The organism is Brevibacterium iodinum ATCC 49514 (assembly GCF_900169265.1).
Classification (GTDB): Bacteria; Actinomycetota; Actinomycetes; order Actinomycetales; family Brevibacteriaceae; genus Brevibacterium; species Brevibacterium iodinum.
Map to the genome: position 1 here is coordinate 35,666 of NZ_FXYX01000021.1, position 23,776 is coordinate 59,441.

35 protein-coding genes and 1 pseudogene are annotated in these 23,776 nt (G+C 62.9%); 29 read left to right on the forward strand and 7 right to left on the reverse strand.

The genetic code is table 11. The features are described from left to right. Positions 1 to 49 precede the first annotated feature (49 nt). The 23 genes from rpsJ to map all read left to right on the forward strand — a co-directional run bounded on the left by rpsJ (position 50) and on the right by map (position 12,638). Positions 50 to 358, forward strand: coding sequence for a 30S ribosomal protein S10 (rpsJ, locus tag BI49514_RS13055; RefSeq protein WP_009379191.1), 309 nt, complete (start codon positions 50 to 52; stop codon positions 356 to 358). 11 nt (positions 359 to 369) lie between these two features. Further along, positions 370 to 1,044, forward strand: coding sequence for a 50S ribosomal protein L3 (gene rplC / locus BI49514_RS13060; RefSeq protein ID WP_101546942.1), 675 nt, complete (start codon positions 370 to 372; stop codon positions 1,042 to 1,044). A gap of 5 nt (positions 1,045 to 1,049) precedes the next feature. Further along, positions 1,050 to 1,703: a 50S ribosomal protein L4 gene (gene rplD, locus BI49514_RS13065; RefSeq protein WP_101546943.1), complete on the forward strand. Its 654-nt coding sequence runs from the start codon at positions 1,050 to 1,052 to the stop codon at positions 1,701 to 1,703. Continuing rightward, positions 1,700 to 1,999 carry a 50S ribosomal protein L23 gene (rplW, locus tag BI49514_RS13070; RefSeq protein WP_025777929.1) on the forward strand — a complete coding sequence of 100 codons (300 nt, stop codon included), beginning with the start codon at positions 1,700 to 1,702 and terminating at the stop codon, positions 1,997 to 1,999. Before rplD ends, rplW begins: the two co-directional genes overlap by 4 nt. Before the next feature lie 30 nt (positions 2,000 to 2,029). Next, on the forward strand, positions 2,030 to 2,866 hold the full coding sequence (gene rplB, locus BI49514_RS13075; protein ID WP_025777928.1) for a 50S ribosomal protein L2: 837 nt from the start codon (positions 2,030 to 2,032) through the stop codon (positions 2,864 to 2,866). A gap of 15 nt (positions 2,867 to 2,881) precedes the next feature. Beyond that, complete coding sequence (gene rpsS / locus BI49514_RS13080) at positions 2,882 to 3,163, forward strand: 30S ribosomal protein S19 (protein ID WP_025777927.1); 282 nt, start codon at positions 2,882 to 2,884, stop codon at positions 3,161 to 3,163. Positions 3,164 to 3,205: 42 nt separating this feature from the next. Further along, complete coding sequence (gene rplV / locus BI49514_RS13085) at positions 3,206 to 3,592, forward strand: 50S ribosomal protein L22 (RefSeq protein WP_025777926.1); 387 nt, start codon at positions 3,206 to 3,208, stop codon at positions 3,590 to 3,592. Then, on the forward strand, positions 3,592 to 4,407 hold the full coding sequence (gene rpsC, locus BI49514_RS13090; protein ID WP_101546944.1) for a 30S ribosomal protein S3: 816 nt from the start codon (positions 3,592 to 3,594) through the stop codon (positions 4,405 to 4,407). The genes rplV and rpsC overlap by 1 nt, the downstream gene beginning before the upstream one ends. Positions 4,408 to 4,410: 3 nt before the next feature. After that, the gene (gene rplP / locus BI49514_RS13095) at positions 4,411 to 4,827 is read left to right on the forward strand and encodes a 50S ribosomal protein L16 (protein ID WP_025777924.1); all 417 of its coding nucleotides are present in this window, start codon (positions 4,411 to 4,413) and stop codon (positions 4,825 to 4,827) included. A 2-nt stretch (positions 4,828 to 4,829) separates the two neighbouring features. After that, a complete protein-coding gene (gene rpmC, locus BI49514_RS13100) occupies positions 4,830 to 5,081 on the forward strand; it encodes a 50S ribosomal protein L29 (RefSeq protein WP_025777923.1) in 252 nt (83 codons plus the stop codon). Continuing rightward, positions 5,081 to 5,368 carry a 30S ribosomal protein S17 gene (gene rpsQ / locus BI49514_RS13105; protein ID WP_101546945.1) on the forward strand — a complete coding sequence of 96 codons (288 nt, stop codon included), beginning with the start codon at positions 5,081 to 5,083 and terminating at the stop codon, positions 5,366 to 5,368. Before rpmC ends, rpsQ begins: the two co-directional genes overlap by 1 nt. Positions 5,369 to 5,512: 144 nt before the next feature. Then, a complete protein-coding gene (gene rplN, locus BI49514_RS13110; RefSeq protein WP_025777921.1) occupies positions 5,513 to 5,881 on the forward strand; it encodes a 50S ribosomal protein L14 in 369 nt (122 codons plus the stop codon). A 2-nt stretch (positions 5,882 to 5,883) separates the two neighbouring features. Next, entirely contained in the window at positions 5,884 to 6,252 is a 369-nt protein-coding gene (gene rplX / locus BI49514_RS13115) for a 50S ribosomal protein L24 (RefSeq protein ID WP_039206327.1), read from the forward strand. Beyond that, positions 6,252 to 6,821 (forward strand): 50S ribosomal protein L5, encoded by a 570-nt coding sequence (rplE, locus tag BI49514_RS13120; RefSeq protein WP_039206325.1) that lies wholly within the window; start codon positions 6,252 to 6,254, stop codon positions 6,819 to 6,821. The genes rplX and rplE overlap by 1 nt, the downstream gene beginning before the upstream one ends. A 67-nt stretch (positions 6,822 to 6,888) precedes the next feature. Continuing rightward, positions 6,889 to 7,287, forward strand: coding sequence for a 30S ribosomal protein S8 (gene rpsH, locus BI49514_RS13125; protein ID WP_101546946.1), 399 nt, complete (start codon positions 6,889 to 6,891; stop codon positions 7,285 to 7,287). 17 nt (positions 7,288 to 7,304) lie between these two features. Then, positions 7,305 to 7,841: a 50S ribosomal protein L6 gene (gene rplF / locus BI49514_RS13130; RefSeq protein WP_025777917.1), complete on the forward strand. Its 537-nt coding sequence runs from the start codon at positions 7,305 to 7,307 to the stop codon at positions 7,839 to 7,841. Positions 7,842 to 7,843: 2 nt separating this feature from the next. Further along, positions 7,844 to 8,224, forward strand: a complete 381-nt coding sequence (rplR, locus tag BI49514_RS13135) for a 50S ribosomal protein L18 (protein WP_092015640.1) — start codon at positions 7,844 to 7,846, stop codon at positions 8,222 to 8,224. Beyond that, the gene (rpsE, locus tag BI49514_RS13140; protein WP_101546947.1) at positions 8,221 to 8,904 is read left to right on the forward strand and encodes a 30S ribosomal protein S5; all 684 of its coding nucleotides are present in this window, start codon (positions 8,221 to 8,223) and stop codon (positions 8,902 to 8,904) included. Before rplR ends, rpsE begins: the two co-directional genes overlap by 4 nt. Then, positions 8,904 to 9,086 carry a 50S ribosomal protein L30 gene (gene rpmD / locus BI49514_RS13145; protein WP_025777914.1) on the forward strand — a complete coding sequence of 61 codons (183 nt, stop codon included), beginning with the start codon at positions 8,904 to 8,906 and terminating at the stop codon, positions 9,084 to 9,086. The genes rpsE and rpmD overlap by 1 nt, the downstream gene beginning before the upstream one ends. Position 9,087: 1 nt before the next feature. Beyond that, positions 9,088 to 9,540: a 50S ribosomal protein L15 gene (gene rplO / locus BI49514_RS13150; protein ID WP_101546948.1), complete on the forward strand. Its 453-nt coding sequence runs from the start codon at positions 9,088 to 9,090 to the stop codon at positions 9,538 to 9,540. A 347-nt stretch (positions 9,541 to 9,887) separates the two neighbouring features. Continuing rightward, on the forward strand, positions 9,888 to 11,189 hold the full coding sequence (gene secY, locus BI49514_RS13155) for a preprotein translocase subunit SecY (RefSeq protein WP_101546949.1): 1,302 nt from the start codon (positions 9,888 to 9,890) through the stop codon (positions 11,187 to 11,189). A 49-nt stretch (positions 11,190 to 11,238) separates the two neighbouring features. Next, the gene (locus BI49514_RS13160) at positions 11,239 to 11,805 is read left to right on the forward strand and encodes an adenylate kinase (protein ID WP_101546950.1); all 567 of its coding nucleotides are present in this window, start codon (positions 11,239 to 11,241) and stop codon (positions 11,803 to 11,805) included. Next, a complete protein-coding gene (gene map, locus BI49514_RS13165; protein ID WP_101546951.1) occupies positions 11,802 to 12,638 on the forward strand; it encodes a type I methionyl aminopeptidase in 837 nt (278 codons plus the stop codon). Before BI49514_RS13160 ends, map begins: the two co-directional genes overlap by 4 nt. A 31-nt stretch (positions 12,639 to 12,669) precedes the next feature. On the opposite strand, the gene BI49514_RS13170 is transcribed toward map, so the two are convergent. After that, the gene (locus tag BI49514_RS13170; protein ID WP_101546952.1) at positions 12,670 to 13,815 is read right to left on the reverse strand and encodes a MalY/PatB family protein; all 1,146 of its coding nucleotides are present in this window, start codon (positions 13,813 to 13,815) and stop codon (positions 12,670 to 12,672) included. Positions 13,816 to 14,181: 366 nt separating this feature from the next. Here BI49514_RS13170 and infA point away from each other — a divergent pair, with 366 nt between their 5' ends. From infA to rplQ, 6 genes are all read left to right on the forward strand, one after another. Continuing rightward, complete coding sequence (infA, locus tag BI49514_RS13175) at positions 14,182 to 14,403, forward strand: translation initiation factor IF-1 (RefSeq protein WP_009379245.1); 222 nt, start codon at positions 14,182 to 14,184, stop codon at positions 14,401 to 14,403. A gap of 58 nt (positions 14,404 to 14,461) precedes the next feature. Further along, positions 14,462 to 14,575 carry a 50S ribosomal protein L36 gene (rpmJ, locus tag BI49514_RS13180; protein ID WP_009884960.1) on the forward strand — a complete coding sequence of 38 codons (114 nt, stop codon included), beginning with the start codon at positions 14,462 to 14,464 and terminating at the stop codon, positions 14,573 to 14,575. Between the two features lie 212 nt (positions 14,576 to 14,787). Beyond that, positions 14,788 to 15,156 (forward strand): 30S ribosomal protein S13, encoded by a 369-nt coding sequence (gene rpsM / locus BI49514_RS13185; protein WP_025777905.1) that lies wholly within the window; start codon positions 14,788 to 14,790, stop codon positions 15,154 to 15,156. A gap of 51 nt (positions 15,157 to 15,207) precedes the next feature. Next, complete coding sequence (gene rpsK, locus BI49514_RS13190) at positions 15,208 to 15,612, forward strand: 30S ribosomal protein S11 (protein ID WP_025777904.1); 405 nt, start codon at positions 15,208 to 15,210, stop codon at positions 15,610 to 15,612. Positions 15,613 to 15,765: 153 nt separating this feature from the next. Beyond that, positions 15,766 to 16,764 (forward strand): DNA-directed RNA polymerase subunit alpha, encoded by a 999-nt coding sequence (locus BI49514_RS13195; protein ID WP_025777903.1) that lies wholly within the window; start codon positions 15,766 to 15,768, stop codon positions 16,762 to 16,764. Positions 16,765 to 16,787: 23 nt separating this feature from the next. Next, entirely contained in the window at positions 16,788 to 17,339 is a 552-nt protein-coding gene (gene rplQ / locus BI49514_RS13200; RefSeq protein WP_101546953.1) for a 50S ribosomal protein L17, read from the forward strand. Positions 17,340 to 17,809: 470 nt separating this feature from the next. Here the strand turns inward: rplQ and putP are convergent. The 6 genes and pseudogenes from putP to BI49514_RS17090 all read right to left on the reverse strand — a co-directional run bounded on the left by putP (position 17,810) and on the right by BI49514_RS17090 (position 23,763). Beyond that, positions 17,810 to 19,329: pseudogene (gene putP / locus BI49514_RS13205) on the reverse strand (sodium/proline symporter PutP). A gap of 120 nt (positions 19,330 to 19,449) precedes the next feature. After that, positions 19,450 to 20,604, reverse strand: coding sequence for a hypothetical protein (locus tag BI49514_RS13210; RefSeq protein ID WP_101546954.1), 1,155 nt, complete (start codon positions 20,602 to 20,604; stop codon positions 19,450 to 19,452). Beyond that, positions 20,601 to 21,767: a hypothetical protein gene (locus BI49514_RS13215; protein ID WP_147293530.1), complete on the reverse strand. Its 1,167-nt coding sequence runs from the start codon at positions 21,765 to 21,767 to the stop codon at positions 20,601 to 20,603. Before BI49514_RS13215 ends, BI49514_RS13210 begins: the two co-directional genes overlap by 4 nt. Beyond that, positions 21,764 to 22,186, reverse strand: coding sequence for a hypothetical protein (locus BI49514_RS13220; protein ID WP_101546956.1), 423 nt, complete (start codon positions 22,184 to 22,186; stop codon positions 21,764 to 21,766). The genes BI49514_RS13215 and BI49514_RS13220 overlap by 4 nt, the downstream gene beginning before the upstream one ends. After that, the gene (locus BI49514_RS13225) at positions 22,173 to 23,357 is read right to left on the reverse strand and encodes a phenylacetate--CoA ligase family protein (protein ID WP_244195044.1); all 1,185 of its coding nucleotides are present in this window, start codon (positions 23,355 to 23,357) and stop codon (positions 22,173 to 22,175) included. Before BI49514_RS13225 ends, BI49514_RS13220 begins: the two co-directional genes overlap by 14 nt. 193 nt (positions 23,358 to 23,550) lie before the next feature. After that, the gene (locus tag BI49514_RS17090) at positions 23,551 to 23,763 is read right to left on the reverse strand and encodes a hypothetical protein (protein WP_420836297.1); all 213 of its coding nucleotides are present in this window, start codon (positions 23,761 to 23,763) and stop codon (positions 23,551 to 23,553) included. Positions 23,764 to 23,776: the final 13 nt, after the last annotated feature.

Genomic DNA, 23,776 nt, shown 5'->3' on the forward strand with positions numbered 1-23,776 from the left:
ACGCTCTGCGAGTTGATGGCCGGAAGCAACTAAAGAAAGAGACGACGCCATGGCGGGACAGAAGATCCGCATTCGGCTCAAGTCGTACGACCACGCTGTGATTGACAGTGCTGCACGCAAGATCGTGGACACCGTCACTCGCGCAGGTGCGACTGTTGTGGGCCCCGTGCCGTTGCCAACGGAGAAGAACGTTTACTGCGTCATCCGTTCGCCGCACAAATACAAGGACAGCCGTGAGCATTTCGAAATGCGCACGCACAAGCGTCTGATCGACATCGTCGACCCGACGCCGAAGGCAGTCGACTCGCTGATGCGTCTCGACCTCGCTGACGACGTCAACATCGAGATCAAGCTCTAAGGGAGGCAGCAATGGCGAACACTCGTTCATCCGCTCTCCCGACCACTCGCAAGGTCAAAGGCCTTCTGGGAACCAAGCTGGGCATGACCCAGGTCTGGGATGAGCAGAACAACCTCGTGCCGGTGACCGTGGTGGCCACCGGTAACAACGTCGTAACCCAGGTCCGCAACGAGGAAACCGATGGTTACCCCGCTGTGCAGATCGCGTTCGGCGAGATCGATCCTCGCAAGGTCAACAAGCCGACTGCAGGCCACTTCGAGAAGGCGGGTGTGACCCCACGCCGTCACCTCGTCGAGCTGCGCACTGCAGATGCTGCTGACTACGCGCTCGGCCAGGAACTCGGCGTCGACACGTTCGAAGCCGGACTCAAGGTTGATGTGACCGCGAAGACCAAGGGCAAGGGAACCGCCGGTGTCATGAAGCGTCACGGCTTCTCCGGTGTCGGTGCCTCCCACGGTCAGCACCGCAACCACCGCAAGCCAGGTTCGATCGGCGGAGCCGCGACACCTGGTCGCGTGTTCAAGGGTATGCGCATGGCCGGCCGTATGGGCGCTGTCAAGCACACCACCCAGAACCTCACGATCCACGCCGTGGACAACGAGAACAACTTCCTGCTCATCAAGGGCGCCGTTCCCGGCCCCAAGGGTGGAGTCGTCCTCGTTCGCTCGGCCGCGAAGGAGGCCTGAACGTCATGACTGATGTAAAGACAGTCGACGTCATCGATGCCGCTGGTGCCAAGGCCGGCTCCGTTGATCTGCCCGCCGAGGTCTTCGGCGTGCCGACCAATGTGCCCCTGATCCACCAGGTCGTCGTTGCACAGCTGGCTGCGGCCCGTCAGGGTACGCACAAGACGAAGACCCGCTCCGAAGTTCGCGGTGGAGGTCGCAAGCCCTACCGTCAGAAGGGAACCGGCAACGCCCGTCAGGGTTCGATCCGCGCTCCTCAGTACAACGGCGGTGGAATCGTGCACGGACCGGTCCCGCGCGATTACTCGCAGCGGACCCCCAAGAAGATGAAGGCCGCCGCTCTGCGCGGAGCCCTGTCTGATCGTGCACGCCTCGATCAGGTCTTCGTGATGAAGAACCTGGTCACCGGCGACGCACCGTCGACCAAGCAGGCGAAGGCCGCACTGGCCGGTCTGTCCGAACGCAAGAACACCCTCGTGGTGCTCGAGCGTGACGACGAGCTCACCTACCTGAGCGTGCGCAATCTGCCCCATGTCCACGTGCTCACCGCCGATCAGCTCAACACCTATGATGTGCTGCTTGCCGACGACATCGTGTTCACCGAGGCAGCTCTGGCCGCGTTCCTGAGCGGAAACCGCAAATCGGAGGACGCATCATGAGTCTGAACTTCAAGGACCCGCGCGACATCATCGTCGCACCGGTCGTCTCGGAGAAGACCTACAGCCTGATGGACGAAGGCAAGTACACCTTCCTCGTCGACCAGGACTCGAACAAAACCGAGATCAAGCAAGCCATTGAAACGATCTTCGATGTGCAGGTCGCCAAGGTCAACACCCTGAACCGTCAGGGCAAGCGCCGCCGCACCCGCACCGGTTGGGGAAAGCGCAAGGACACCAAGCGTGCCATTGTCGCCCTCAAGGACGGATCGATCGACATCTTCGGTGGATCGCTCTAAGCGATCCTTCGTCAAAGAAGGACAAGACTCATGGGAATCCGTAAGCACAAGCCGACGACCCCGGGCCGCCGTGGCTCGTCGGTCGCCGACTTCGTCGAAGTGACCCGGTCTACACCGGAGAAGTCGCTTCTGCGCCCGCTGCCCAAGCGCGGCGGCCGCAACAGCCAGGGACGCGTGACCACCCGCCATCAGGGTGGCGGTCACAAGCGTCAGTACCGTGTCATCGACTTCCGCCGCCATGACAAAGATGGCGTTCCGGCGAAGGTCGCACACATCGAATATGACCCGAACCGTACGGCTCGCATCGCTCTGCTGCACTATGCAGACGGAGAGAAGCGCTACATCATCGCCCCGCAGAACCTCAAGCAGGGCGCACAGGTGGAAGCCGGTCCGGGTGCAGACATCAAGCCGGGCAACAACCTTGCCCTGCGCAACATCCCAGTCGGCACCGTGGTGCACGCAGTTGAAATGCGTCCCGGCGGCGGTGCCAAGATCGCTCGTTCTGCCGGTTCGTCCGTGCAGCTCGTGGCGAAGTACGGCCGTTTCGCACAGCTGCGGATGCCTTCGGGCGAGATCCGCAACGTCGATGCGCGCTGCCGTGCGACGATCGGCGAGGTCGGCAATGCCGAGCAGTCGAACATCAGCTGGGGCAAAGCAGGCCGCATGCGTTGGAAGGGCAAGCGCCCGACCGTCCGCGGTGTCGTGATGAACCCGATCGACCACCCGCATGGTGGTGGCGAGGGCCGTACTTCGGGTGGTCGTCACCCAGTCAGCCCGTGGGGTCAGTTGGAGGGCCGCACACGCCGGCCGAACAAAGAGAGCGACAAGTACATCGTGCGCCGTCGCCGGACCGGCAAGAAGCGCTGATTGGAGTACTGACTTATGCCTCGTAGCCTCAAAAAGGGTCCTTTCGTCGACGAACACCTCTTCCAGAAGGTGGCTCGTCAGAACGAGAAGAACACCAAAAATGTCATCAAAACATGGTCTCGTCGCTCGATGATCATCCCGGACTTCCTGGGACACACCATCGCAGTACATGACGGACGCAAGCATGTCCCCGTCTTCATCACTGAGTCGATGGTCGGACACAAGCTCGGCGAGTTCGCACCGACACGGACGTTCCGTGGCCACGAAAAGGACGATCGCAAGGGTCGCCGCCGCTGAGGCGGGGCACTCTTTCGATCCTAGAGAAGAGAGAAGGAAGCGATGGAAGCCAAGGCTAAGGCGCGGTACCTGCGCGTTACGCCTCGCAAGGCTCGGCGCGTCATCGACCTCATTCGTGGTCAGCAGGCGACCGAAGCACTTGCAGTGTTGAAGTTTGCAGAACAGTCGGCATCAGATCCGATTTACAAGCTCGTGGCCTCCGGCATCGCCAATGCGCGTGTCCGGGCCGACGAGGAAGGCGTTGCGTTCGACGAGAACGAACTGGTCATCTCCGAAGCCTTCGTGGACGAGGGGCCGACCATGAAGCGGTTCCGTCCGCGTGCCCAGGGTCGCGCTTTTCGCATTGAGAAGCGCACCAGCCACGTGACAGTGGTCCTGGCCAGCGGTGACGACCTGCCTCAGCGCAAGAGCCGGAAGGGGAACCGCTAATGGGCCAGAAGATCAATCCGAATGGATTCCGACTCGGAATCACCACGGATCACAAGTCGAAGTGGTTCGCTGACTCGACCAAGCCGGGGCAGCGCTACCGCGATTACGTGCTCGAAGATGTCAAGATCCGCCAGATGATGAACACCGGCCTGGAACGTGCCGGCATCTCGAAGGTCAACATCGAACGCACGCGTGACCGTGTCCGCGTCGACATCCACACCGCACGCCCGGGCATCGTCATCGGCCGTCGCGGAGCCGAAGCAGACCGCATCCGCGGTCAGCTCGAAAAGCTCACAGGCAAGCAGATTCAGCTCAACATCCTTGAGGTGAAGAACCCCGAGGTCGACGCTCAGCTCGTCGCCCAGGGCGTTGCCGAACAGCTCGCCAGCCGCGTGGCCTTCCGCCGCGCAATGCGCAAGTCGATCCAGAGCGCCCAGCGCGCAGGTGCCAAGGGCATCCGCGTGCAGTGCTCCGGCCGCCTCGGCGGTGCTGAGATGAGCCGGTCCGAGTTCTACCGCGAAGGTCGTGTGCCGCTGCACACCCTGCGCGCGAACATCGACTTCGGCGTTCACGAAGCCCACACCACTTTCGGACGCATCGGCGTCAAGGTGTGGATCTACAAGGGCGACATGACCGACAAGGAGCTTGCCGCCGAGCAGGCCAAGGCTCCTGCTGCTCGTGGCCCGCGTGGCCGTGGGCGCGGTCGTGGAGGCCGCGGACGTGGTCAGGAAGGCGCACCGCGCCGTGGCGACCAGGCCCGTAATAATGAGAACAGCGCCGAAGCCCCCGCGGCTGAGGCCGGATCGGAGGGCTGAGAAATGCTGATCCCTCGTCGAGTGAAATTCCGCAAGCAGCACCACCCCAACCGGGGCGGCGCAGCCAAGGGAGGCACGACGGTGTCCTTCGGTGACTACGGCATCCAGGCTCTTGAGCCGGCTTACGTCACCAACCGTCAGATCGAGGCCGCACGTATTGCCATGACCCGCTACATCAAGCGCGGCGGCAAGGTGTGGATCAACATCTACCCTGATCACCCGCTGACGAAGAAGCCTGCCGAAACCCGCATGGGTTCCGGTAAGGGTTCGCCGGAGTGGTGGATCGCCAATGTCAAACCCGGTCGAGTCATGTTCGAACTCGGCGGTGTGTCCGAGGAAGTTGCTCGCGAGGCTCTGCGCCTGGCGATCCATAAGCTTCCGCTGAAGGCCCGTATCGTGGCCCGCGAAGGTGGTGAGTGAGAATGGCTATCGGTTCGAAGAACCTTTCCATCGACGCGCTTGACGGTTACGACAACGAGCGTCTGCAGGAAGAGCTCAAGAAGGCCAAAGCCGAGCTGTTCAACCTGCGTTTCCAGTCGGCCACCGGCCAGCTGGAGAGCCACGGTCGCCTCAAGGCCGTGCGTCGCGACATCGCTCGTATCTACACCGTGCTCAACGAACGGGAGCTGGACATCCGTCCGAACCCCGCTGATGCCAAGGAAGAGAGCAAGTGATGGCGGAGACCACGAACACCGAGGCCACTGCTGCGGAACGAAACTCCCGCAAGACCGCACGTGGCTACGTAGTATCCGACAAGATGGACAAGACCATCGTCGTCGAGGTTGAGGAGCGCAAGACGCACCGCCTCTACGGCAAGGTCCTGCGTCAGTCGGTCAAGTACAAGGTTCACGACGAAGAGAACACCGCCGGTATCGGCGACCTCGTCCTCGTGGCCGAGACGCGGCCCATTTCGGCCGCGAAGCGTTGGCGGCTCGTCGAGATCATCGAACGCGCCAAGTAGTCAACGCCACCCCACCCACCTGGTCCCGCCCGCGGTCTCTTGCAGGCCGCGGGCGGCTACCGGGAACGGGGTGAAATGTCAATGAATCCGTTCCGCAAGGCTCGCGCTCAGGCGTGAGAACCAGCGCGACGACAGGAGAAAATAGTGATTCAGCAAGAGTCGCGACTCAAAGTCGCCGACAACACTGGCGCCAAGCAGATCCTGGCCATCAGGATCCTGGGTGGCTCCGGTCGGCGCTACGCCTCGATCGGTGACACCATCGTGGCAACCGTCAAGGACGCAATCCCGGGCGGAAACGTGAAGAAGGGTGACGTCGTCAAGGCCGTCATCGTTCGCACTGCCAAGGAACGCCGTCGTCCCGACGGTTCCTACATCAAGTTCGACGAGAATGCAGCTGTCATCCTCAAGAACGATGAGGAGCCTCGCGGAACCCGTATCTTCGGGCCCGTGGGACGCGAACTCCGCGACAAGAAGTTCATGAAGATCGTCTCCCTGGCACCGGAGGTGTTGTGAGCATGGCGAACAAGCTCAAGATCAAGAAGGGCGACCTCGTCCAGGTCATCGCCGGCGCTCGGCAGTCCCGCGGCGGCGATCGTGGCAAGCAGGGCAAGGTCCTTGCCGTCTACCCCGAACGCAACCGCGTCCTCGTTGAGGGTGTCAACCGCGTGATCAAGCACAAGAAGGCTACGCAGACTCAGGCCGGCGGCACCGCTGGTGGCCGTGAGACCCACGAAGCCCCCATCCACGTGTCCAACGTGGCGCTCGTTGATCCCAAGGACAACAAGCCCACCCGCGTCGGATACCGCGAAGAGAGCGTCGAACGCGACGGTCGCACCAAGACCATCCGGGTTCGTTTCTCGCGTCGCACCGGGGAGGAGATCTGATGACGGAAACAACCACCAGCCGTCCTGCACCGCGTCTCAAGCAGATTTACCGCGAAGAGATCGTTGCGAAGCTGCAGGAAGAGTTCAACTACGCCAACCCCATGCAGGTTCCCGGACTGACCAAGGTCGTCGTGAACATGGGTGTGGGTGACGCAGCACGCGATTCCAAGATGATCGAAGGCGCGATCAACGACCTGACTCTGATCACCGGTCAGAAGCCTGTCGTGACCCGCGCACGGAAGTCCATCGCTCAGTTCAAGCTGCGCGAAGGTCAGCCCATCGGCGCCCACGTCACCATGCGTGGAGCTCGGATGTGGGAGTTCATCGACCGCGTCATCACTCTGGCACTTCCGCGTATCCGCGACTTCCGCGGACTCTCGGACCGTCAGTTCGACGGAAACGGTAACTACACTTTCGGCCTCACGGAACAGTCCATGTTCCACGAGATCGACCAGGACCGGATCGACCGTGTCCGCGGTATGGATATCACCGTCGTCACCACCGCGGCAACCGACGACGAGGGACGTGCACTGCTGCGTCACCTCGGGTTCCCGTTCAAACAAAAATAATCTCTACGTTGCAGGTCCAAGCACAGTACGTGGGCGGAAACCGTAACGAGGAAGGGCACGTGCCCAAATGACAATGACTGATCCAGTCGCAGACATGCTTACGCGTCTGCGCAACGCCAACTCGGCTTACCACGAGGACGTCAGCATGCCGTTCTCGAAGCTCAAGTCGAACATCGCCGAGATCCTCAAGCTCGAGGGCTACATCACCGACTGGAGCGTCGAAGACGCCGAAGTCGGCAAGACGCTGCTCCTCGACCTGAAGTTCGGACCCAACCGGGAACGTTCGATCGCCGGTCTGCGCCGTGTGTCGAAGCCGGGACTGCGCGTCTACGCGAAGTCCACGAACCTGCCTAAGGTTCTCGGCGGCCTCGGCATCGCCATCCTGTCGACCTCGTCAGGCCTCCTGACGGACCGTCAGGCCGCCAAGAAGGGTGTGGGTGGGGAAGTCCTCGCCTACGTCTGGTAAAGGAAGGAGAGAAGAACATGTCACGTATTGGCAAGAACCCGATCTCCGTTCCCAGCGGCGTCGAGGTCAAGGTCGACGGCCAGGATGTCGCCGTCAAGGGACCTAAGGGCGAGCTGTCCGTCACCATCGCCGAGCCGATCACCGTATCGCTCGAAGACGGTGTCATCACGGTTGCCCGTCCGGACGAAGAGCGCGAATCGCGTTCTCTGCACGGACTGTCCCGTACGCTCATCAACAACATGATCGTCGGTGTGACCGATGGCTACTCCAAGGCCCTCGAGATCGTCGGAACCGGTTACCGTGTCCTGGCCAAGGGATCGAACCTCGAGTTCGCCCTCGGCTACAGCCACCCGATCGTCGTCGAGCCGCCGGAGGGAATCTCCTTCAGCGTCGACGGTCAGACCAAGGTCGCTGTCCACGGAATCGACAAGCAGCTCGTCGGTGAGACCGCTGCCAACATCCGGAAGCTGCGCAAGCCCGAGCCTTATAAGGGCAAGGGTGTGCGCTACGCCGGCGAAATCGTCCGTCGCAAGGTCGGAAAGGCTGGTAAGTAAAGATGGCCTTTGGCAAGAAGGAAAGCTACGGCAAAGGCAGGGCAGCTGCTCGCAAGCGTCGTCACGCTCGACTGCGCAAGCATGTCAGCGGCACGACCGAGCGCCCTCGCCTGTCAGTGACTCGCTCCACGCGCCACGTCTTCGTCCAGGTCATCGACGACACCGTCGGCAAGACCCTGGTCTCGGCCTCCACTATGGAAGCCGACCTGCGGACATTCGAAGGCGATAAGACCGGCAAAGCCCGCAAGGTGGGCGAGCTGGTTGCTCAGCGCGCCAAGGACGCCGGAATCGATTCCGTCGTCTTCGACCGTGGAGGCAACGCCTACCACGGTCGTGTGCAGGCAATCGCCGAAGGTGCCCGTGAAGGAGGATTGGCCCTATGAGCACTGAAGAGAACAAGGAACAGCAGGCAGCTGCTGAGACCCGCACCGACAACAGCGGTGACCGTTCCTCCCGTGGCCGCGGCCAGGGTGGACAGGGCGGTCAGGGTCGCGGACGCGGCGAAGGCCGTGGACGCAGTGGTCGCAACGACCGTGAAGACAAGAACCAGTTCATCGAACACGTCATCACGATCAACCGCGTGTCGAAGGTCGTCAAGGGTGGACGTAGGTTCTCCTTCACGGCTCTCGTCGTGGTCGGTGACGGCGACGGCATGGTCGGCATGGGCTACGGCAAGGCGAAGGAAGTTCCTGCCGCCATCGCCAAGGGTGTCGAGGAAGCGAAGAAGAACTTCTTCCGCGTTCCCCGCATCCAGAAGACCATTCCGCACCCCATCCAGGGCGAGGAAGCCGCAGGCGTCGTCCTGCTGCGTCCGGCCGCTCCGGGTACCGGTGTCATCGCCGGTGGACCCGTTCGTGCGGTCCTCGATGCGGCAGGCGTCCAGGACGTCCTGTCCAAGTCGCTGGGCTCGGCGAACGCGATCAACATCGTGCACGCTGCGATCGCCGCGCTGAAGGGCCTTGAGCGTCCGGAAGAGGTTGCGGCTCGCCGTGGCCTGCCCGTCGACGAAGTTGCTCCGCACGCACTGCTGCGAGCAGCTGCGGAAAGTGGGGCGAAGTCCTGATGGCAAAGCTCAAGATTACTCAGCGCAAGTCCGCTATCGGATACCGTCAGAGCCAGCGTGACACGCTGCGTTCGCTCGGTCTCAAGCGGACCAACGACGTTGTGGTGCAGGAAGATCGCCCCGAGATCCGGGGAATGATCAACGCTGTCCGCCACATCGTGACTGTGGAAGAGGTCGATTGATATGTCGAACAACGACTCGCTGAAGCTGCACGATCTGCGCCCTGCTCCCGGAGCCAAGACCGCCAAGACCCGCGTCGGTCGTGGTGAGGCTTCGAAGGGTAAGACCGCCGGACGCGGAACCAAGGGCACGAAGGCCCGCTACCAGGTTCCGCACGGCTTCGAGGGCGGCCAGACCCCGATGCACATGCGTCTGCCCAAGCTGCGTGGATTCAAGAACCCCGCCAAGGTGGAGTTCCAGGTTGTCAACCTCGACAAACTGTCCAGCCTGTTCCCCGAGGGCGGAGACGTCACCGTCGCCGATCTCGTGGAGAAGGGCGCTGTGCGCGCAAAGCAGCCCGTCAAGGTTCTCGGCACCGGTGAGATCACCGTGGCTCTGAACATCACTGCAGACAAGTTCTCCGGCTCCGCAGCCGAGAAGATCAAGGCTGCAGGCGGAAGCACCAACGAGGCCTGATCCGTTCCACTCGGAACGGATTCCCGGCTTCAACGCTGGTCAAGGGGGCGGTCACTTCGGTGGCCGCCCCCTTCTGCATCCCTGAACTCCGGCGGCGGTGGTCATCATTCCAGGCCGAGACCGGCCAGACGCCCTCTCGAGCACTGCGTGAAACCGCTCCGATGCCATCTCAACTCCTGTCTGAAACCGCTCTGAGGCCACCTCGGACACAGGTTGCGCAGAGGCGTCACAGGGCTTCGCCGGTTTCGGGCTGGAGGGCATACCCTGGTAGTCTTTTGCAGGTATTTGTCTCAATCGCCAGGTCGCGACCACGACTCTGACTTTTCATCCCCCAACGAGGAGGACGCTTGATCGGCGCAATCCGGAGGGCCTTCAGAACGCCCGACTTGAGGAAGAAACTCCTCTTCACCCTGGGCATTCTTGTCATCTTCCGACTCGGCTCGTTCATTCCTTCGCCTGGAATCGACTACACCAAGGTGCAGGAATGCGTGGCTTCGCCTCAGCTCAATGAGGGCGGATTCGCCATGATCAACCTCTTCAGCGGCGGCGCGCTGCTGCAGCTGTCGATCTTCGCCCTGGGCATCATGCCGTATATCACCGCGAGCATCATCGTCCAGCTGCTGCGAGTGGTCATTCCTCGCTTCGAAGCCCTCCATAAGGAAGGCGCCTCTGGTCAGGCGAAGCTGACTCAGTACACTCGCTACCTCACGATCGGCCTCGCGATCCTCAACTCGACGACCCTCGTGGCGACCGTGCGCTCCGGTGCACTGTTCGGCGACGTCCAGAACTGCCAGGACCTCATCGCCAACGACACCTGGTGGGGCATTGCAGTCCTCGTCCTCACACTGACCGCGGGAACCGGCCTGATCATGTGGCTGGGTGAGCAGATCACCGAACACGGTGTGGGCAACGGAATGTCGCTGCTCATCTTCACGTCCGTCGCTTCTGCCTTCCCGTCCTCGCTCGGTGCGATCTTCCGCGAGCAGGGTGTCGACATCTTCATCATCGTCATGGCCGTCGGACTCGTCCTCATCGCCCTCGTCGTCTTCGTCGAGCAGTCGCAGCGCAGGATCCCCGTCCAGTACGCCAAGCGCATGGTGGGCCGTCGGATGTTCGGCGGAACGTCGACCTACATCCCGATCAAGGTGAATATGGCCGGTGTCATCCCCGTCATCTTCGCCTCCTCGGTGCTCTACCTGCCGAATCTGATCTCGCAGTTCTTCGACCCGGAATCCAAGGCAGTCGAATGGATCAACACCTACTTCACCCGCGGTGACCATCCTCTCTACATCACCGTGTATGCGCTGCTGACGATCTTCTTCGCCTACTTCTACGTCGCGATCACCTTCAACCCTGAAGAGGTCGCGGACAACATGAAGAAGTACGGCGGCTTCATCCCGGGTATCCGTGCCGGTCGCCCGACCGCCGAGTACCTCAGCTACGTACTCAGCCGCATCAACTTCCCCGGCTCGCTCTACCTGGCTTTCGTCGCCCTCATTCCGCTGATCGCTCTGGTTCTCATCAACGCCAACCAGAACTTCCCGTTCGGCGGCACCTCACTGCTGATCGTCGTCGGCGTCGGCCTCGAAACGGTCAAGCAGATCGACGCGCAGATGCAGCAGCGCCACTACGAGGGTCTGCTGCGCTGATTCGACCGGACGCTGACGTTCAGCGGACATTCCATTGGAAGGACACCTTATGAGTTCACGCATCATCCTGATCGGCCCTCCCGGCGCAGGCAAGGGCACCCAGGCCGCACGCCTGTCCGAGGCGCTCGGCGTCCCGGCCATCTCGACCGGAGACATCTTCCGGGCGAATGTGAAGGGTGAGACCGAACTGGGCAAGCTGGCCAAGCGCTACATGGATGCCGGCGAGTACGTGCCCGACGAGGTCACGAACTCGATGGTCGCAGATCGACTGGCACAGGATGACGCAGCCGAGGGCTTCCTCCTCGACGGATATCCTCGCACCAGCGCCCAGGTCGACGAACTCGACAGGATGCTCGCTGCCGAGGATAAGGCGATCGAGCACGTGGTCGAGCTCACGGCCGACACCGACGAGGTCGTCGCTCGTCTACTCGCGCGTGCTCAGACCGAGGGCCGCAGCGACGACAGCGAAGACGTCATCCGCCATCGCCTCGACGTCTACGAAGAGCAGACCCAGCCGCTGACCGATATCTACCGCAGCCGCGGACTGCTTCGCCAGGTCGACGGACTCGGCGAAGTCAACGACATCACCGAACGCATCCTCTCGACCATTCGATGATTTTCGGACCACGTATCGAGCTGAAGACTCCCGCAGAGCTTGAGCTCATGCATCGGGCCGGGCAGGTGACAGCAGAAGTGCTCTCAGCGGCCCGGTCCGCGGCCGTTCCCGGAGCCACCACCGCCGAGGTGGACGCCGCTGCGGAAGCCGTCATCGACGCCGCCGGGGCCCGCTCGAACTTCAAGGGCTATCAGGGATTCCCTGCGGTCGTGTGCATATCCGTGAACGAGGAGATCGTCCACGGCATCCCGGGATCCCGTGTCCTCAACGCCGGCGACATCGTGTCGATCGACGGCGGCGCCGTCGTGGACGGCTTCCACGGGGACTCAGCACTGACGATGAGCGTCGGCGGCGAAGAAGCAGGCACTGCAGCCGACCGTGAGCTGTCCTCTGCCACCGAGGCGGCTATGTGGGCAGGCATCGCGGCGTTCGCGACCGGTACGAAGGTCAGCGACATCGGCGACGCCATCGATGACTTCGTCTCCGAATCATTCCCCCACCTGGGCCTCGTCGAGGAATTCACGGGACACGGCATCGGCACCTCCATGCATATGGCGCCTGAGGTCCTCAACTACCGTGCACGCTCGAACGGCCCGAAGATCAAGCCCGGAATGTGCCTGGCGATCGAGCCGATGCTCACCACGGGAGGTGCGGACACGCGCACTCTCGCCGACGACTGGACTGCCGTGACGGCGGATGGGTCACGGGCGAGCCACTGGGAACACAGCGTGGCCCGCCATGACGGGGGAGTCTGGGTACTCACAGCCGCCGACGGGGGAACGGCCGGGCTGGCGCCGTTCGGAATCACTCCCGTGGCTCCGAAAGACGCCTGAGGGTAAACGGATCCTGAGCTCGGGCCGAAGCTCAGAGGATCCGGGCGATCCTCTTGACCGCCTCGGTGAGCAGAGGTCGGGGGAGTGCGAAGTTGAAGCGGATATGTCCGGCCCCGACCTCGCCGCAGAGTCGACCCTCGGTCACGGCCACCTCGGCGCGGGATCGGATGTGATCGGACAGGTTCGACTCCAGTCCATAGCCGCGCAGATCCAGCCAGGCCAGATAGGTGCCTTCCGGTTCCATATAGGCGGCACCCGGCAGCAGCGACCCGACGAGATCGGTGAAGTGGTCGCGGTTGCCTTTGAGGTAGCCGTTGACTTTGCTCAGCCAGTCATTCCCACGCGTGTACGCGGCGGTGGTGGCGAGTGTCCCCGGGTTCGACGCCGCCCCCGAGACGAACTGTCCCTTCTTCGCCCAGACCTCACGGTCGCTGGGGGAGGTGAGGATGAGCTGGGCGCATTTGAGACCGGGGATGTTGAAGGCCTTCGATGCGGCTGTCGCGGTGGCGGTTTGGGCGGCGGTCGCCTCGGTGAGCGTGGCATAGGGAATGTGCCGCGCGGGGGCATAGACGACCGGTGCATGGATCTCATCGGAGAACACCCGGGCACCGGCCTTCTCCACGACGTCGGCGAGAGCCAGCAGCTCGGCCTCGGTGCAGACCTTGCCGATCGGATTGTGCGGATTGCACAGGACGAACGTGGCTCCGGGGGTCAGGGCAGAGGCGATGGCATCGAGGTTGAATGACCAGCCGGACTCCGATCGCAGCATCGGGACTTCGATGAGCTCGCGGCCGGTCACTCGCGCGACATCGAAGAACGGCATATAAGCCGGTGTCGGCAGCACGATCGGAGTGTCGGGTGGGGTGAGGTGGGTGAGGACGCCGAGGAACGCAGCCAGCACGTCACTGGCCGGTTCGATGTGACCGACGGGGATCCGCCAGCCGTAGTGCTCGGAGCAGAAACTCGAGGTCGCTGTTCTCAGGTCGGCGGTCAGGTCGGCGGGAGCGTAGCCGTAGAGGTCGCGATCGTCGATGGTCTGCAGCGACTGCCGCACCGCGGGAGCCACCCCGAAGTCCATCTCGGCGATGAAGGCGCCGATGGAGCCAGGGAAGGACGACCACTTGCGGCCGCCCTTCGCGACAAGGGACTCCTCGGTGATTGCATCGAAATCGGACATCTCTGTACTCCTCTTCGGGGACTGCGTCGGGTGCGGTTCTCACGCTAGCAGTCGGGGCGGCCGCGGTGCGCTCGATTCGTCGTCAGGGGACATGGGAACGGTGCGCCGCCTCGGCGAAGATGGGATTGTAAGGGACTTCACGCTCAGAAGCGAACACCGTGTGGAAGATTCTTTCTCCGTAGTGTAGGGTTGATGATTGGTCTGTTCTCATTCAACTCACCCTTTTCAGATGTGGGCGGCTTCTGCCATCCACTTCTTTTATGTGGTGACGAGGACTGCAGACCGAGGGGTCACCGGCATTGAGTCGGTGATACACGATTACGTCGAACGCGAAGGTTTCGCGGGAATACGAGGTTAGCGAACGATATGGCCAAAAAAGAAGGGGTCATTGAGATCGAAGGCACCGTTGTCGAGGCTCTGCCGAACGCATCGTTTCGGGTTGAGCTGAGCAACGGGCACAAGGTGCTCGCACATATCTCCGGAAAGATGCGTCAGCACTATATCCGCATCCTTCCCGAGGACCGGGTCATTGTGGAGCTGTCTCCATACGATCTCTCGCGCGGACGAATCGTTTACCGCTACAAGTAAGGATCTTCGATCATTCGCGTCCTGTCCGGCCGGGCAGGGACCGAAAGAAGGAAAAACGATGAAGGTTAAGCCCAGCGTCAAGAAGATCTGCGAGAACTGCCAGATTACCCGCCGTCACGGCCGGGTCATCGTCATCTGCTCCAACCCGCGCCACAAGCAGCGCCAGGGCTGAGCAGCTCGTTTCGAGCAGATCGAGGTTCCACAGCGGAGCCTCAGCAGCACCACACCCGCGCAAACCTCGCCATCTGCGTTCGGAGCCATGAGAAGTGAGAGCTTCCGGGGAACGGACACAGGACGATACCTCCGGTCGGGGGCCGGAGACCTTGGGAGACCAAGGACAGGTTTGCATCAGCACCTCCGAAACAACAACAGGAGACAGTACCCATGGCACGACTTGCCGGAGTCGACATCCCGCGTGAAAAGCGCGTGGAAGTCGCCTTGACTTACATCTATGGTGTGGGCCGCACCCGTGCGCGCCAGACCCTGACCGAAACGGGAATCAGCCCTGATACCCGTGTGAAGGACTTGAGCGACGCAGAGCTCGTCCAGCTGCGTGACTACATCGAGGGCACATTCCAGGTTGAGGGTGACCTCCGTCGTGAGGTGGCCGCCGATATCCGCCGCAAGGTCGAAATCGGAAGCTATGAAGGCCTGCGTCACCGCCGCGGTCTGCCGGTTCGCGGTCAGCGGACCAAGACGAATGCGCGTACCCGCAAGGGACCGAAGCGCACCGTGGCCGGTAAGAAGAAGTAACACGCTCACTCGGTTGGCTGAGGCCAACCACCTCGATCAGGAGTAGGACATATGCCTCCCAAGTCACGCGCCGCTACAGTGCGCAAGCCTCGCCGCAAGCTGAAGAAGAATATCGTTGCCGGCCAGGCTCACATCAAATCAACCTTCAACAACACCATCGTGTCGATCACCGATCCGACCGGTGCTGTCATCTCCTGGGCCTCCTCAGGTGAGATCGGCTTCAAGGGTTCGCGCAAGTCGACCCCGTACGCCGCTCAGATGGCTGCCGAATCGGCTGCTCGCCGGGCGCAGGAACACGGCCTGAAGAAGGTCGACGTGTTCGTCAAGGGACCGGGCTCGGGCCGCGAGACCGCCATCCGTTCGCTGCAGGCCGCCGGCCTGGAACTGGGAACCATCCAGGATGTCACCCCCGTTCCGTTCAACGGCTGCCGTCCCCCCAAGCGCCGCCGCGGCTGATCCTTCCGTGGAACTGCAACGGATGACGGGTGCGAGCCCGACATCGGTCGCAGAACGGATTCCCAGATAACCCGAACCGTTCTTCATGGCTTTTGAGGCCATGACGTGCAGTGCGAACGTCATATAGCGGATGTTCGCTGAAAGGAAGCCCACGTGCTCATTGCACAGCGCCCAACGCTCACGGAAGAAGTCGTCTCCGATAACCGCTCACGGTTCGCCATCGAACCGCTCGAGCCCGGATTCGGCTACACCCTCGGCAACTCGCTTCGCCGGACCCTGCTGTCCTCGATCCCTGGTGCCGCCGTCACATCCATCCGGATCGACGGAGTGCTCCACGAGTTCAGCACCGTGCCGGGAGTCAAAGAGGATGTCACCGAGTTCATCCTCAACCTGAAGTCCCTGGTCGTATCGTCCGAATTCGACGAACCGGTCGTCGCCTACCTGCGCAAGCAGGGACCTGGCACCGTGACCGCTGCCGATGTCTCTGCTCCTGCCGGGGTCGAGATCCACAATCCGGACCTGCACATCGCCACACTGAATGGTGAGGGTCGTCTGGACATGGAACTGACCATCGAACGTGGACGCGGATACGTTTCGAGCGCTCAGAACAAGAACGCGGATGCAGAGATCGGCCGGATCCCGGTCGATTCCATCTACTCCCCGGTTCTCAAGGTCACCTACAAGGTCGAAGCCACGCGTGTCGAACAGCGCACCGACTTCGACCGTCTCGTCCTCGACGTCGAAACCAAGCCCTCGATGACCCCGCGCGATGCCATCGCATCTGCGGGCAAGACCCTGGTCGAACTCTTCGGCCTGGCTCGAGAGCTCAACGTCGAAGCAGAAGGCATCGAGATCGGACCCTCGCCTGTGGACGCGGCACTCGCCGCCGACCTGGCGCTGGCGATCGAAGATCTCGACCTGACCGTGCGCTCCTACAACTGCCTCAAGCGCGAAGGCATCCACACCGTCGGCGAACTCGTTGCTCGCAGCGAAGCCGACCTGATGGATATCCGCAACTTTGGTTCGAAGTCGATCGACGAGGTCAAGGCGAAGCTCAATGAGCTCGGCCTGAGCCTCAAGGACAGTCCTGCCGGGTTCGAAGCCGGTCTCGTTGATGAGGACCAGTCCTACGTCGAAGACGAACAGTACTGATTAAGACCTAGGAGTAACTGACAATGCCAACCCCAACCAAGGGTCCCCGCCTCGGCGGTTCGCCCACACACGAGCGCATGATGCTCAACAATCTGGCAGCCCAGCTGTTCGAGCACAAGCAGATCAAGACGACCGTGACGAAGGCCAAGCGCCTGCGCCCGGTTGCCGAGCGCATGATCACGAACGCCAAGAAGGGTGACCTGGCCGCACGTCGTCGCGTGCTCGGCCAGATCTCCGACAAGTCGATCGTCCACGAGCTCTTCACCTCGATCGCCGAAACGATGTCCGAGCGTCCCGGTGGGTACACCCGTATCACCAAGATCGGCCCCCGTCCCGGCGACAACGCCCCGATGGCCGTCATCGAACTGGTTCTCGAGCCCTACTCGCCGAAGCAGGCAACCGTGAAGGAAGCCGAACAGGCTACCGCCGCCGCTGCCGCTCCGGCAGAAGAGGCACCGGCTGAGGCTGAGGTCGTCGAAGAGGCTCCGGCCGAAGACGCCGCAGTTGAGACAGAGGCAGTCGAGGCTGACGCCGAGACCGCTGAAGAGTCCTCCGAGGCTGCCGAGGAGAAGTAAGCTCCTCGACCGACTAACGGCTCGGATCTTCGCAGCCGTGAGTCACACACTTCAGGCGGGCACCGACACCGGTGCCCGCCTGAAGTGCATTCACTGCCTTTGGGAGGGTAGTGGGGCGATGTTCGAAGGAATCGGGCCGACTCGGCGGGGTCGGTTTCCACGCACCTGTCCGGCCACCTCGGCGTGATCAATTGCTTTTCGTTCCAATCATCGGTTTCGATCCAGATGATTGGAACGAAGAGCGATTATTCGGGTACGGAACCTGAGGCTCGCTACGTTATTTCATCGCATGAGTGACCGGCGCCCCTTCTGATCGGGCTGGTGTCTGCAGACGTACCGTGATGCGTTCAGCGCACCGAAAGCGGGTAAGCCATGGGTCAGACTGACGGCTCGATATGACGACGGCCGGGGCACGATCGTGCCCCGGCCTTCGTTCAGTTCGCGTCGACTCTCACCTCACGAGTCAGTTCTCACTTCACGCGGGAGAGTTCCACGGATTCGTCGAACTCGATGTCAGAAGCCTCGTCGTGCTTGTAAGTGAATCGACTGACGACGATGGCGACGATGAGGTTGACGATGAAGCCGGGAATGATTTCGTAGATCGCATCCGTCATCGGGGTGCTCACCTGGCCCCAGACGAAGGCCACGACCGCGCCGGAGAGCAGACCGAACAGGGCGCCCCAGTTGCTCAGACGCTTCCAGAACAGAGTGAGCAGGACGATCGGCCCGAAGGAGGCGCCGAAACCTGCCCACGCGAAGGCGACGAGGTCGAGGATGCTGTTCGACGGTGAGATCGCCAGGACCACTGCGATGACGGCGACGACGAGTACGCCGAGGCGGCCGAGCAGCACGTAGGTCTTGTCCTGCAGCGTCCGCGTGGATCCGGTGCGCAGGGCCACGATCTTGAACAGATCTTCGATGAGCGCTGACGACGTGACGACGAGCTGCGAGGAGATCGTCGACATGATCGCCGCGAGCACCGCTGCCAAGACGAGGCCGGCGATGAACGGGTGGAAGAGGATCTGCGCGAGGTCGAGGAAGACGGTCTCGGCGTCGGCGGGTTCCATATCCGCGTGCTGAGAGAAGTAGGAGATGCCGACGATGGCGGTGGCGACGGCGCCGAGCGCCGAGATCGCCATCCAGCCGACGCCGATGCGGCGGGCGACGGTGGCATCCGCGGGGGTGCGCAGGGCCATGAAGCGCACGATGATGTGCGGCTGGCCGAAGAGCCCAGGCCCCACGCCAGGGCGGATACGATGGACGCGATCGTCGCGAAGGTCCAGAAGTCGTCTGAGCCGAAGAGGCTGAGCAGACCGGGATCGATTTCGGAGACGTTGCTGATCACCGTCGTCGGCCCGCCGGCGTTGATGACGGCGACGATCGGCACGGCAATCAGGGCAGCGAACATCAGCAGGCCCTGGGCGACATCCGTGAGTGTCGCGCCGAGGAATCCGCCGAAGAGGGTGTAGATCATCGTGATCGCGGCGACGAGCAGCATTCCGCCGAGGTAGTTGAGTCCGAAGCTCGACTCGAAGAACTTGCCGGCCGCCACCATGCCCGAGGAGACGTAGAAGGTGAAGAAGACCAGAATGATGATGCCGCAGACGATGCGCAGCAGTCGTGTCCGATCCTTCAGCCGCTGTTCGAAGAAGCTGGGAATCGTGATCGAGTCGCCGGCCTTCTCCGTGAACGCACGCAGTCGAGGCGCGACGATCTTCCAGTTGACCCAGGCGCCGATGGTCAGGCCGATGGCGATCCAGGCTTCGATGAGACCGGAGACGTAGATGGCGCCGGGCAGACCCATGAGCAGCCACCCCGACATATCCGAGGCACCGGCGCTCAGAGCGGCAACGCTGGGGCGCAGTCCACGTCCCGCGAGCATATAGTCGTCGAGACTGTTCTTCGTCTTGCGATAGGCGAACCAGCCGATGGCCAGCATGCCGATGAAGTAGAGGACGATCGCGATCGTGCGGAAAGTGGTTTCCGACATTTGAGCTCAGCTCCTTCGATAGGCCGAGCCGACCTTACAGCACAAGAGGTCGCAGGTGTGAATTCCCTGTGCGCCGCGCCTCCTGCGCGGATACGCCGGGAAGTACCGCCGACGGCTGGTCTAGGCAGATGACACTCGGGGTGCTCGGGGGACCGGTGTCCTGGAGGCCCCCACCGAGAAAGCCGCGATCGGACGACTGCTGATGAAGGCCGCGAGCTCACTTCGCACGGTCGGGCTGTCCTTGAGTTCGGAATGGACGTCGACGCGCAGGCCGTGCCGGTCGAGCGTCAGCCAGATGCGCAGGAGGATCCGTCCGATCTCCACTTCGTCTGCGGTCGACAGCTCCGGTCGTTCGGGGACGGTCAGGATCAGATGGTGGGGATGTCGTCGTTCGCGACGTGTCGCCGCGGGTTTCGTCGCGGCAGTCAAGCGGAGGCGTGCTCGCAGTGAACGCGGAAACTCCGCGATCCGTGTCCCACGATCTGACTTCGCGAACGACCTCATTGCGGAGTCGGCCACTGCCGCTGGTGCGAGTCCGGCCGATGCCAGACCGGCGATCCAGGAATGCAGACAGGGGCGATCGAGGAATGCCGCGGCTCGAGCACTCGCGGCGGGGATGCGCAGACACGCAGCGGTGAGTCCATCCCGGTGGTAGCGCGGGTCGTCGGGATCGAAGCGCAGCCAGCTCAGTGTCTCGGCGAACACGGACCGGTCGCCGAAAGAATGCAGCGAGGCGCGACGCAGCCATCCGCGCCAGGCGCGGTCCGGGATCTCCACCAGGTCGACCGCTGGGCCGGCCATGGCACTTCGGCAGGTTTCGGCCGCCTCCGCGAAACGGGTTTCTGCCCGGTCCAAGGGCCCGCGGTCGACCTGACGGTGGTGGAGGTCGGCCACACCGAACCTGGGCCACGCAACGCCTTCCGACGGCATCGTGTCCGTGTCGGTTGGGTTCGCCGTGGATTCCGCGGTGGCGAGGCGCACCCGGATGTTGACGGTGGGGCCGCGCCCTCGAACGGTGACCGATTCGGTGCGCACCCCCGCCTCGGCGGCGGCGATCGCCAGCGACTCAACCCAGCAGCCCATGCTCAGGTGGAGATCCTCACTGCGCGGGTCCCCGTGCGGCAGTAGACGGGCAGGGTCCACGTCGACCCGCACCTCGGCGGCCTCCGGTGCGCAGTCCGTGATTTCGGGCACCCACGGTTGAGTGTTGTGGGCGGATGGGGCGGAAGCGGCGACAGTGAAGAGAGATTCGACGAGGGCGGTGGTCAGTGTCAAGGGCGCTCCTCGGGCGGGGATGAGAGCAGAGTTCGGTCGACGAACACGAGCCGGTGCAGCTGCCTGCCGCCGGAGCGGGCGAAGACCGCCGCCGAGGCGGGATTGTCCTCGGCGATGAACGTGACCCGCAGTCGTCGATATCCCTTGGCGACCAGTGCGGAGTTGAGTTCGCGGATCGCGAGGCTGAGCAGGCCCGAACTCTGATGGCAGGGGTCGGTGCCCTGGATGATGAGCACCGCGTCCTTGATCGTCTGCCGGTGCCGGAGCAGGTCGAGGACGGTTCGCACACCCAGGCGGCCGCCGTGGCGGCGCAGGATCGGCACCGGGTCGGGGATGACGAGAGCGAAGCAGCGAGGCGGGGCGTCGGTGGGATCGTTCGCCCCGGTGATATCGACGATGAGATCCGGATCCATCAGGGCGGGCAGGCCCTGCATCTGTGAGCGCAGCTGCTCGGAGGCGATGTCTGTGTAATAGGGCAGAGCGGAGAACGCCGCATTGAGAGTCGGCAGCAGCCGGTCGGCGAAACCGCGCAGACCCAGACGAGAGACACGGCGGCGGCGCAGCCCGAGGCGATGCCATTCGGCAGGGGCGACAGCGGTTGCTCTGGCCGCAGGAATGGATCCGACGGGCACTTCCCACGTATGTGCGGGCCCCCAGGAATCGAACCCGGCCGCGGCAAACGTTGACCAGTAGAAATCGGGATTCCATACCGTGTCGAAGAAGCCGGGATGGTCGACACCGTCGGTGAGCAGTCCGCCTGTGACGTTTGGCAGGGGAGAGACCGGGCCGAAGATCCGTGATGCTCCCACCTGTCCGGCTCGCTCGAGCAGAAACGCAATCACTGCGCCCAGCGCCTCCTCGTCGGCGGCTTCAACGGCTCCGAAGAACAGAGGCGGCACGGAATCGTCGGCGGAGCCCAGCTCGGCCGCCAAGGCGGCCGACCGGTGGCACATGACTCGGGCCACCGCCTTCCCCGGCTCGATGTCGATGAGCCACAGCTCGACTGGTTCGTCGAACCACCCTCGCCCTGCGAACCAGTCGCGGATATCGGCGGCGAAGAGAGGCACATAATGGTCCTGCTCACTCCGCGTCCGCGCCAGTCGTGGGGCCAAGTCGATGAACTCGGCGAGATCGGCCCGGGAGGTCACCCGTCGCGGTCTCATTCGGTGCTGAGTTTCGTGAATTCGTCGATCATGCCCAGGTGGCCGTCCTCGGCTGGGAACTCGCCGTTGGTGTATCCCCACTCGTCAGCGGTGAGGATTCGGATGAAGCCGCCTCGGGCGGGGGAGTCCTTGCCGCTGCCGACCAGCCACTTCATGATCTCCCGATGTTCGGGGGTGCGAGCATAGGCCAGAAGGTCGTCATGGGTGGCGAACGCGACCATCAGCCCGATCCTGTCGGGGAACTCGTAATAGCTGCGGTGCCACAGATATCCGGCCGAGGCTTTCAGCCCCTTGGCCACCCGCGGCCACCTGCGCAGCTGGCCCACCATCGCCAGCGGATTGCGGTAGCGGTTCGCGCCGAGGAAAAACACCTCGGCGCGGGCCTGCGGGGGAGCCTGGGAGAAATCATTCGATCGCATCGTCGCCCTCCTGTGTTCTCTGCACGTAGACGTTCTTGATCTTCGTGTTCGCCGCTTCGAACGGACCGGTGGCATGATCGTGGATCTCGACGTGGATCTCCGCGGTGGTCGGATCCTCCTCCAAGCTCTGCGCGAAGTCCCTCGACACCGACGCCAGGTGGTCGAGCACGCCGGCCTGGATCGTCTCTGCCAGATCCTGCCGCTCCTCAGGGTCCAGGGACGGGGCCTCTTCCCGCAGCTGGATGTGCAGAGCCGGGCGCTGCTCATGACCGGCGATCTCACGCAGCTCGATGCGGAAGGACTCGATGAGGTGGGCCCGGGGATTGTCGCGGTAGAGCCCGTTCTCGATATCGAGGGGATAGATGTTGGCTCCCATATACGAGATCGTCGAATCCGCGCGCCCGAACAGCAGCACGAACGGCAGCTTCATCCCATTGCCGGCGAACGCCGCCGAACATGCTCGCGCCAGTTCCGGATGGCGCCGGGTGAGTTCGACCATGGTCGGGAAATCGATGAGCGTGGCCTCGTCGCCGATGTTGTAGCGCAGCCGCGGACTCATCACCGCTGCCGAGTTGATCGTGGCGACCAGCTCCCCGTCGTCGGTGGTTTCCAAATAGGTCTCCAAGGGGTTGTACTGGAAGACCATCGGCACCCGTGACTCGTCGGGGCCGAGCGCATCGGCGCGGAAGTCGAGATCATGAGCCAGCGCCCGACGGATGACGACCGAGAGATCGGACTCGCCTGCCATCCCGATCGTCAGGTCGCTGGCGCCGTACCCGGAGTACACCCGGTCGAAGCGCCCCTCGAGGTAGTCGCGCAGACCTTCCGTCATCGCCTCTCCGCCGACGAACCCGTTGAGCCGGAAGTCGGCCCATCTCTCGGGTTCGGAGTCCATCCGGTCGACGAGATGTTTGAGGAATGGGGGATAGGCGCTGATGAGGTAGGTGTGGTTCGGTCCGAAGTGCTGCATCGTGTCGAGGATCTTCTCGAGATCCGGGCCGGTGTTCTTCACCATCGCCACCTTGGCCATGGCCAGTCCCGTATTCGTCCCCGTCGCCCAGGCCCCCATCGAAAAGGCGTTGATGCAGAACAGGTCTTTGTGGTCGAAGAGCATCGTGACGTAGCCGGCGACGTTCTTATGGACCGTGTCGAGCTCCTTCTTCGACCGCATCCAGTTGAATGGGGTGCCCGAGGAACCCGAGGACTCATCGACGACGGTGCCGATGCGGTCGATCCTCCCGTCCCAGCAGCGATGCTCTTCGCTGTAGCGGCGAACGAACTCGTCCTTCGACGTCGGTGTGTAGGCCTCGAGGTCCCACCACCGGAATTCGAATCCGGAACGCGCCAGGATCCTTCTATGTCTGTCAAGCGGCTTGGCCGATCGGTTTCGTGGCCTCGAGAATCCGATACACAGAACGAGCGACGTGACGCTTCATACACCGGATCGTTTCCTTCTTCGTCTTCCCCTCACCAAGCCGTTTCGCCATATATTCCTGGGACCGCTGATGGTGAGATAGCCGCGTGATAGCCACCATGTACAACGCAGAATTCAACCTACGATCACCACTGCGATTCAGCCTGAACCTGACC

Coding starts and splice junctions, on each gene's coding strand:
- rpsJ (WP_009379191.1), top strand. CDS start 50: ATGGCGGGACAGAAGATCCGCATTCGGCTCAAGTCGTACGACCACGCT.
- rplC (WP_101546942.1), top strand. CDS start 370: ATGGCGAACACTCGTTCATCCGCTCTCCCGACCACTCGCAAGGTCAAA.
- rplD (WP_101546943.1), top strand. CDS start 1,050: ATGACTGATGTAAAGACAGTCGACGTCATCGATGCCGCTGGTGCCAAG.
- rplW (WP_025777929.1), top strand. CDS start 1,700: ATGAGTCTGAACTTCAAGGACCCGCGCGACATCATCGTCGCACCGGTC.
- rplB (WP_025777928.1), top strand. CDS start 2,030: ATGGGAATCCGTAAGCACAAGCCGACGACCCCGGGCCGCCGTGGCTCG.
- rpsS (WP_025777927.1), top strand. CDS start 2,882: ATGCCTCGTAGCCTCAAAAAGGGTCCTTTCGTCGACGAACACCTCTTC.
- rplV (WP_025777926.1), top strand. CDS start 3,206: ATGGAAGCCAAGGCTAAGGCGCGGTACCTGCGCGTTACGCCTCGCAAG.
- rpsC (WP_101546944.1), top strand. CDS start 3,592: ATGGGCCAGAAGATCAATCCGAATGGATTCCGACTCGGAATCACCACG.
- rplP (WP_025777924.1), top strand. CDS start 4,411: ATGCTGATCCCTCGTCGAGTGAAATTCCGCAAGCAGCACCACCCCAAC.
- rpmC (WP_025777923.1), top strand. CDS start 4,830: ATGGCTATCGGTTCGAAGAACCTTTCCATCGACGCGCTTGACGGTTAC.
- rpsQ (WP_101546945.1), top strand. CDS start 5,081: ATGGCGGAGACCACGAACACCGAGGCCACTGCTGCGGAACGAAACTCC.
- rplX (WP_039206327.1), top strand. CDS start 5,884: ATGGCGAACAAGCTCAAGATCAAGAAGGGCGACCTCGTCCAGGTCATC.
- rplE (WP_039206325.1), top strand. CDS start 6,252: ATGACGGAAACAACCACCAGCCGTCCTGCACCGCGTCTCAAGCAGATT.
- rpsH (WP_101546946.1), top strand. CDS start 6,889: ATGACAATGACTGATCCAGTCGCAGACATGCTTACGCGTCTGCGCAAC.
- rplF (WP_025777917.1), top strand. CDS start 7,305: ATGTCACGTATTGGCAAGAACCCGATCTCCGTTCCCAGCGGCGTCGAG.
- rplR (WP_092015640.1), top strand. CDS start 7,844: ATGGCCTTTGGCAAGAAGGAAAGCTACGGCAAAGGCAGGGCAGCTGCT.
- rpsE (WP_101546947.1), top strand. CDS start 8,221: ATGAGCACTGAAGAGAACAAGGAACAGCAGGCAGCTGCTGAGACCCGC.
- rpmD (WP_025777914.1), top strand. CDS start 8,904: ATGGCAAAGCTCAAGATTACTCAGCGCAAGTCCGCTATCGGATACCGT.
- rplO (WP_101546948.1), top strand. CDS start 9,088: ATGTCGAACAACGACTCGCTGAAGCTGCACGATCTGCGCCCTGCTCCC.
- BI49514_RS13160 (WP_101546950.1), top strand. CDS start 11,239: ATGAGTTCACGCATCATCCTGATCGGCCCTCCCGGCGCAGGCAAGGGC.
- map (WP_101546951.1), top strand. CDS start 11,802: ATGATTTTCGGACCACGTATCGAGCTGAAGACTCCCGCAGAGCTTGAG.
- BI49514_RS13170 (WP_101546952.1), bottom strand. CDS start 13,815: ATGTCCGATTTCGATGCAATCACCGAGGAGTCCCTTGTCGCGAAGGGC.
- infA (WP_009379245.1), top strand. CDS start 14,182: ATGGCCAAAAAAGAAGGGGTCATTGAGATCGAAGGCACCGTTGTCGAG.
- rpmJ (WP_009884960.1), top strand. CDS start 14,462: ATGAAGGTTAAGCCCAGCGTCAAGAAGATCTGCGAGAACTGCCAGATT.
- rpsM (WP_025777905.1), top strand. CDS start 14,788: ATGGCACGACTTGCCGGAGTCGACATCCCGCGTGAAAAGCGCGTGGAA.
- rpsK (WP_025777904.1), top strand. CDS start 15,208: ATGCCTCCCAAGTCACGCGCCGCTACAGTGCGCAAGCCTCGCCGCAAG.
- rplQ (WP_101546953.1), top strand. CDS start 16,788: ATGCCAACCCCAACCAAGGGTCCCCGCCTCGGCGGTTCGCCCACACAC.
- BI49514_RS13215 (WP_147293530.1), bottom strand. CDS start 21,767: ATGAGACCGCGACGGGTGACCTCCCGGGCCGATCTCGCCGAGTTCATC.
- BI49514_RS13220 (WP_101546956.1), bottom strand. CDS start 22,186: ATGCGATCGAATGATTTCTCCCAGGCTCCCCCGCAGGCCCGCGCCGAG.
- BI49514_RS13225 (WP_244195044.1), bottom strand. CDS start 23,357: ATGCGGTCGAAGAAGGAGCTCGACACGGTCCATAAGAACGTCGCCGGC.